Annotated in this window: 4 protein-coding genes; 1 reads left to right on the top strand and 3 read right to left on the bottom strand. The window is 57.7% G+C overall.

The window, feature by feature from the left end; genetic code table 11:
- Window positions 1-163 precede the first annotated feature (163 nt).
- From IGS51_RS01895 to IGS51_RS01905, 3 genes are all read right to left on the bottom strand, one after another.
- The gene (locus tag IGS51_RS01895; RefSeq protein ID WP_367279230.1) at window positions 164-1,030 is read right to left on the bottom strand and encodes an alpha/beta fold hydrolase; all 867 of its coding nucleotides are present in this window, start codon (window positions 1,028-1,030) and stop codon (window positions 164-166) included.
- Between the two features lie 80 nt (window positions 1,031-1,110).
- Window positions 1,111-3,240, bottom strand: coding sequence for a TIGR00300 family protein (locus tag IGS51_RS01900; RefSeq protein WP_297075237.1), 2,130 nt, complete (start codon window positions 3,238-3,240; stop codon window positions 1,111-1,113).
- Between the two features lie 451 nt (window positions 3,241-3,691).
- Window positions 3,692-5,167 (bottom strand): hypothetical protein, encoded by a 1,476-nt coding sequence (locus IGS51_RS01905; RefSeq protein ID WP_297075238.1) that lies wholly within the window; start codon window positions 5,165-5,167, stop codon window positions 3,692-3,694.
- Between the two features lie 459 nt (window positions 5,168-5,626).
- Here IGS51_RS01905 and IGS51_RS01910 point away from each other — a divergent pair, with 459 nt between their 5' ends.
- A complete protein-coding gene (locus IGS51_RS01910) occupies window positions 5,627-6,193 on the top strand; it encodes a CsgG/HfaB family protein (RefSeq protein ID WP_297075240.1) in 567 nt (188 codons plus the stop codon).
- Window positions 6,194-6,414 lie beyond the last annotated feature (221 nt).

Below are 6,414 nucleotides of genomic sequence, written 5' to 3' on the forward strand. Positions count from 1 at the left end.
AGTTGGAGGATTTCGCGGGCTGCGCCCGCGAGAAATCCTCCAAAACCCAGAAAACTTACAAGTGCGTAAGTCCTGTTTGGATTGCCAGCCAGGTGTGGGCGGGGCTTGCGGCGGTGTTCGTGCTTCGTGGCGCTGGCGGAAGAATGAATTATGACTCTTGATTTCAGGAGCTTTGCGGGTTTGCCAACGGTGCAGAGGGGCTAACCACTTCTGGATGCCGCGCCAGCCAAGCGTCAATGTCTTGCAGCATTTGCTGAGGGATTTCCCAGGGAAACAGGTGGGCGGCCCGGGCGTAGCACTGCCAGTCGCAGTTGGGCAGTTTGCGGGCGGTTTCTTCGCTGGAAAGCGCCGTGATGTGGCGATCGCCCTCTGCCGCCAGCATCAGCGCCGGAACCCGAATGTTGGGCAAATCCGGCACACGGTTATAGCCTGCGCGAATGGCCTGGTTGAGGGCGCGAGTCGCCGCCTGCGACGTGTTTAGGTAGGCAGACACGGCATCGGCGGCAATGTACTCGTAGGCCGTGCGCGTGTGCTGCTGGATCAGGTGGCGAAACAGCGATCGCTTGGCAAACAGCTCAATATTCCAGCGGTTTCCCGGCTGCCACGAGTTGATCAGCGCCGCCACGCCCGTCAGCAGATTGTCCTGCCAGGAAATGGTCGGATGGCTGCTGCGGGGATGGGCCGCCGTCGCCACCAGGATTAGCCCGCTAATCCGTTCGGGCAGCCGCAGGGCCAGTTCCATTGCCAAAATGCCCCCCAGCGACCAGCCCAGCACCAGACAGCGCTGAATCTGGAGCCGATCCAGCAGCGCCTCCAGATCCGTGAGATGATCCGCCATCACAAACGGCTGCGTCACCCGGCTCTGGCCATAGCCGCGCAGATCAGGGGCGATCGCCCAAAATCGCTGCCCCAAATGCTGAGTAAACACGCCCATGCTGCTGCCTGCGCCGGGATGTCCGTGCAGACAAAGCACCGGGTAGCCGCTGCCGTGGGTGTGAATGATAAGCGGATGGGGCGTGGACATGGGCATTGGGAGCAGCAGGGTTCCTGGCGTGTGGAACAGGGAGCGCGATTCGCGAAGCAAGCCCGACGGGAATCGCCCTCCGATTCCTAGACCATCTGAGCAATACGGTAGGGGCTGGTGAGCTTGCTCAACTGCTGGTTTAGCAGGCTGAGAAACAAGCCCACATCCGTCACCACGCCAACGGATTCTACCGAGCCGCGATCGCTCAGCTTCGTCACCACGGCCGGGTTGATGTCCACGCAGACCATCTTCACGCCCGCCGGGGTCATATTGCCCGCGCCGATGGAATGCAGCATGGAGGACAGCATCAGAATCAGGTCTGCGCCGCGAATTAGCTCGGCATATTCTGCCTGGGCTTTGAGCAAGTCCATCTGCGTATCGGGCAGGGGGCCGTCGTCGCGAATCGACCCCGCCAGCGAGAAAGGAACCTGGTGCTTAATGCACTCGTAGAAGATACCGCTGGTCAGCACGCCCTGTTCCACCGCATTGGCAATACTGCCGCAGCGACGGATGGTGTTGATCGCCTTCAGGTGGTGGCGATGGCCGCCGCGCACCGACACGCCCCGCTTCATGTCCATGCCCAGCGACGTGCCCATCATCGCCTGTTCAATATCGTGAACGGCGATCGCATTTCCGCCCAACAGCGCTTGGATATAGCCCTCGCGGATTAATCGCGCCAAGTGTTCGCCGCCGCCCGTGTGAATCACCACGGGGCCAGCGACCACCACCACCTTGCCGCCCTGGTCGCGAATCCGGCGCAGATCCCAGGCGATTTGCTCGACCACTAGCTCGACGCGGCGTTCACTCGACACGCCCGACCCCATAAAGCTGAATTCCTTGTCGCTGGAGCCGCTGCCGTTGCGACTGTCGCGGGCATCGGGCTTGCGGACGGTGCGGATGCCCTCGACCCCCACCACGACGCGATCGCCCACCCGCAGATCCCGCAGCAGCTTGCACTCTGCCCTGGGGCCCTCCGGCGTTTGCGACACCACGATCGCCCCGTCCATGCGCTGGTTCTGCACGCGCACCCACTCACAGTTCACCCGCACCTCCGTCGGGTAAATCGTGGTGACGTAGAAATCGTCGGGCGCAACGCCGTCCTGCGTCACGGTTTCCAGCGGGTTGTCGCAAACTTCCTGGGGTTGAGGCACTGCGCCCATGTCGATCAAGCCCGACATGATGCTCTCCATCACGTCGTGGGAGGGAGCCGACACCTTCACCTCCGCCGCCGACGTACTCTGGCGCTGTTCGCCCAAGCGGAAGTTCAGCACCTGGAAACTGCCGCCGCTTTCCACAATGAGATCCAGCGCATTGTTGATCAGACCCGAATCAAGCAGGTGTCCCTCTAGCTGAATCACGCGGCTCTCCACAGCGGCAATCGCCTGGTGCAGCGGCTCCAGCGGCTCCGTCACCCGCAGCGTCAGACACTTGGCCGCACCGCCTGCCTTCATAAACTCCGTCAGCGGCGTTTCCAACAGCACAAAGCCCAGATCTTGCATCCGCTGGCGCAGACTGTCGCTGGCCTTGTTCATAATGACTACCCGGTCGATGTTAACCGCGTTGCAAGCAAAGTTCACCGCATCGGCCTCTTCAATAGCGATGCGCTTGTGGACGGGCACGCGCATCTCGATCAGGCGGTTGGAATAGGCATCAAACGCGGGCGGGTAATAGAGCAAGTAGCCGTCCGTCAGCGGGCAAAAGCAGGTGTCGAGGTGATAGAAGCGCTCGTCCATCAGCCGCAGCGACAGCACTTCGATATCCAGCCATTTCGCCAGAAACGGGTGGGAATCTAGCTCCGAGCGGAAGCCATAGCCCGCCCACAGCCAGCGTCCTTCCCGATCCAGCAGGGCATCGCCCGCCCCCTCGAAAGGCAAATCCTTAGGCAGTTCATAAACCGTGTAGCCCTGTTCTTCAAACCAGGCCTTGAAAAACGGCTCCTCGCCCTGACGCTCTTTGTGATAGAAGCGGCTAAGGACAACCTTATCTTCTAGCACCAGCCCTGCGTTGGCGGTGAATACCATGTCGGGAACCCCAACCTGGGGCTTCACCAGATCCACCGTTGCCCGGTCTTTGATTAGGTGATACAGCCCGTGCCACTGCTCAACGGCGCGATCGCGCGAGGATTTGTGGATATTGCCCTCCATCCAAGGATTAATCACATAATCCACGTCGTAGTGGTCGGGCGGGCACATCAAAAACCGAATGGCAGAGTTCATGGTAGGTCAGGGGTTAAGGACTAAGGATTGGGGGTTAAAGGAGAGAGATTAGCTGGCGTGGATTATGCCTGCCATGACTTGTGGCAAAGCCCTGGCAACAATCGGAATCAGTCGAAGGGGCGATCGCCCAACCAACCTCTACAAAGCTGCATCTCCGGATCTAGAATCCCAGTGAACTAAGTGCTTTGCGGGGCCAACTGGCGCTGCCCAACGGCTGTTTTCGGGGTCTTTTCGGGGCCTATTTTACGGCTTCAGTCACGACACAAAGTCGATCTAATATTTTAGTACGCTTGGTGAGGGGTGCTGGCTATTGTCAAGATGTGTGGATATTCTTAGCGATTGCTTTGAATCCTGTCATGTTTAGACAGAATTAATGCCCGGTATCACTGCCCACGCGATTCATGACCACAAATTATTTGGCAAATTATCCGGCAAATTATTCGGCAAACACTTACGCATCGGAATGTTCCGAGGAATGTTCCAAATCGGGCGGCAAGAAGCCAGCCTGAGCAATTTCATACAGGTGGCGATTGTTGTCGCGCAGCGCTTCGATATCCTGTTCCGAAATCTGGCGAACGTAGCTAATCTTGATTTCTTCTAGCAGGTCGGCCAGCAGGTTTTCTAGCTCGCGGGATGTGTCGCCTTCGCGCAGTTGTTGCCGCAGGGTTTTACCCGCCCGATCAACCAAATTTCGGGTTAGCTCTACGCCCTTGGGGTCGTCGAGCGCCGTCACTAGGCTGCCGTAGGCCGTTTGGGTCGCATTAGACACCAGCCGCTCGCTCATCTGCTGGGGCAGCGCGTTGACCCCTGGCATCCGGCTAAGACCCCGATAGACCGGCGATTGCTCTAAGACGCTGGTCAGCGTGTAGTGCAGCAGCGCTTCGATGTCTGGGCGCAGGGTAGGCAAGACCTGATGCACGGTGAGATGGGTGATTTGGCGGGCGATTTCTTCGACTTCGTTAACGCCCGTCACGTCTACGTATCGCATCCGCGTGTCGGGATTGAGCAGCAGCTTGGTCAGCCCGCCCTGCCGCAAAAACTCCTGAACCTGTTCAATCACCCGCAGCACGACCACCTCGGTCAGTTGCACGGCAAAGTAGCTGGCGATCGCCAGACTGACCCGACTTTGGAGCGATCGCATCGGCAGCAGCCCCGACTGATCCAGCCGAACCACCGTCGGAATCGCGCGCAGCCATCGCCAAATCGGCAGAAACAGCAGCAGGTCATACCAGCGCCACAGGATCACGTCAAACCAGTTGGTGCGGCGATAGCGATGGTAGAGATGCCACAGCCGGAGGCCCAGATCCACCGCAAATAGCCCCATAAACCAGAGGTCAATGCGCCAAAAGCGATCGATGGGTCGCCCGTTTTCGCCAACACCGCGATAGTAGTTGCGCTGGAGCAGTGGCTCAATTTCGCGGTCAAAAAAGGCGATCGCCCGGTCTTCGCCAATCTGCTCCAGATAGGCGCGGCTCCAAAAGGTGCGAAACGCCTGCCGCGACGAGTCCGTGCCCACAAACCGCCGCATCCGGTGCTTGAGGCGCTCCAGTTGCCCTGTTTTGCCCGCCAAGTTGAAGGGGTTTTCGTCGATTAGCTCATCGCTGCGATCGCGCAAATTTCTCAGCAGCGCCTCCGAATCTGGCGAACCCAAGTCTGCGTCCCATAGCTTGGCCGCCTGCTCCAAATAGCCCTCAGTGACGCGATGCGGCTCAATACCCTTATAGGTTTCGCCATACCAGGCTGTGAACTGCGGAAAAAATCGCAGGTAATAGTCGCGCAGCGGGATATAGCTCGTATCCACCAACACCAGCAGCAAGTTCAGCAGCACCACCAGCGCCATTGCGCGATCCAGCCAGCGCACCAGCGGCCGCGACGGACTTTTTGCTCTAAAAGTTGCCTTAAAAGATGTTCTGGAAGGATTGACCATACCTGCCTTACGCCTTACCATCCCGCATTCAGTTCCCACCCTATTGAAGTACGAAATGCACGGGTTGTCCTCCGGCAAAAGCAATGTTTTGGTCTAACAGAGGTTCCTCTACCACGGGGGGAAGAGATTGGCAGCAGGTTTGCCAGTGCGACTCCTCGACGCAGAACTTCTGTGAAGTAGCAGCCCAATCCGGGAATGATAAATCTGGCAAGCTATAAACCCTGACCTGTTGAATACTAAATCCTCAACAGTCGGGGTTAACCCTGTGCCAGCAATAAGCAGGGCGATCGCCCTGCCCTAATGATCGTCGCGCACGATATCCGTATTCACTCTGTAATTTCTATGCCCAAAAGAGCGATGAGTCACTTACAATCTAGCCTTGCGATTCTGTTTGCTGGAACTTTGTGTATCGGGGGAATGGATTTGCTTATGCTTGCATCCCCCGCAACTGCTGCTCCGATGCAAGTCGAAGCAACCAAACGAGAGCGCCAGCGGGTCGTGGTTCTGGATTTTGACTATTCTGCAACCAGCGACACTAACTATTATTGGTCTTACTGGAGACGGGGAAATGCATCGGGCATTAGCGATTTGATTGTCGATGCCCTAGTGGATCGAGGAGACTACATCGTTCTAGACAACAGCATAGTTGGCGGAAGACGGCAGGGCTTTGTTACTGACGTATCAACAGCCGTTGCCATCGGCCGCGAACTCGGCGTTGACTATGTGATTATGGGTTCGGTCACGGAGTTTAATATATCTACCGAAAGGTCAGGGGGTGGATTTTTAGGAATCGGCGTAGGACAGCGGGAAACCACTGCCAATGTCGCGTTAACGGCTCGCATGATCAGCACGGCAGATGGCGCTATCGTGGACACAATGCGTGGGAGAGGCTCGGCGGGCGATCGCTCTTCCAGTGTTTCCATCGTCGGCATTGGCGGCGGCTCTGATAGAAACCGTGAAGATGAGTTAATGAGTCGGGCAGTTGAGCAAGCGATCGCCTCCCTAGTAGAGGATATGAATCGCTAGGTGTATCTCGCTAGGTGTATCTTACAAAGAGAGGGCTTGAAGCTTTGAGCGCGACGCGCCTGGAAAGCCAGCTTCTAAGACAGAACCTAGCCAACTCGGACTGCCTGTACCTAAGTCACTAACTTGCTAGAGGAAAGTGGGGTATGCCTCGCAGTGGAGCGTAAAGTGCGCTACCATTCGAGCTACCCCTTCGTGGTTCTTAGCACAGGGACAGTTATCAC

Source organism: Thermoleptolyngbya sp. M55_K2018_002 (assembly GCF_015295965.1).
Taxonomy (GTDB): Bacteria; Cyanobacteriota; Cyanobacteriia; order Elainellales; family Elainellaceae; genus Thermoleptolyngbya; species Thermoleptolyngbya sichuanensis.

Coding starts and splice junctions, on each gene's coding strand:
- IGS51_RS01895 (WP_367279230.1), bottom strand. CDS start 1,030: ATGCCCATGTCCACGCCCCATCCGCTTATCATTCACACCCACGGCAGC.
- IGS51_RS01900 (WP_297075237.1), bottom strand. CDS start 3,240: ATGAACTCTGCCATTCGGTTTTTGATGTGCCCGCCCGACCACTACGAC.
- IGS51_RS01905 (WP_297075238.1), bottom strand. CDS start 5,167: ATGGTCAATCCTTCCAGAACATCTTTTAAGGCAACTTTTAGAGCAAAA.
- IGS51_RS01910 (WP_297075240.1), top strand. CDS start 5,627: ATGCAAGTCGAAGCAACCAAACGAGAGCGCCAGCGGGTCGTGGTTCTG.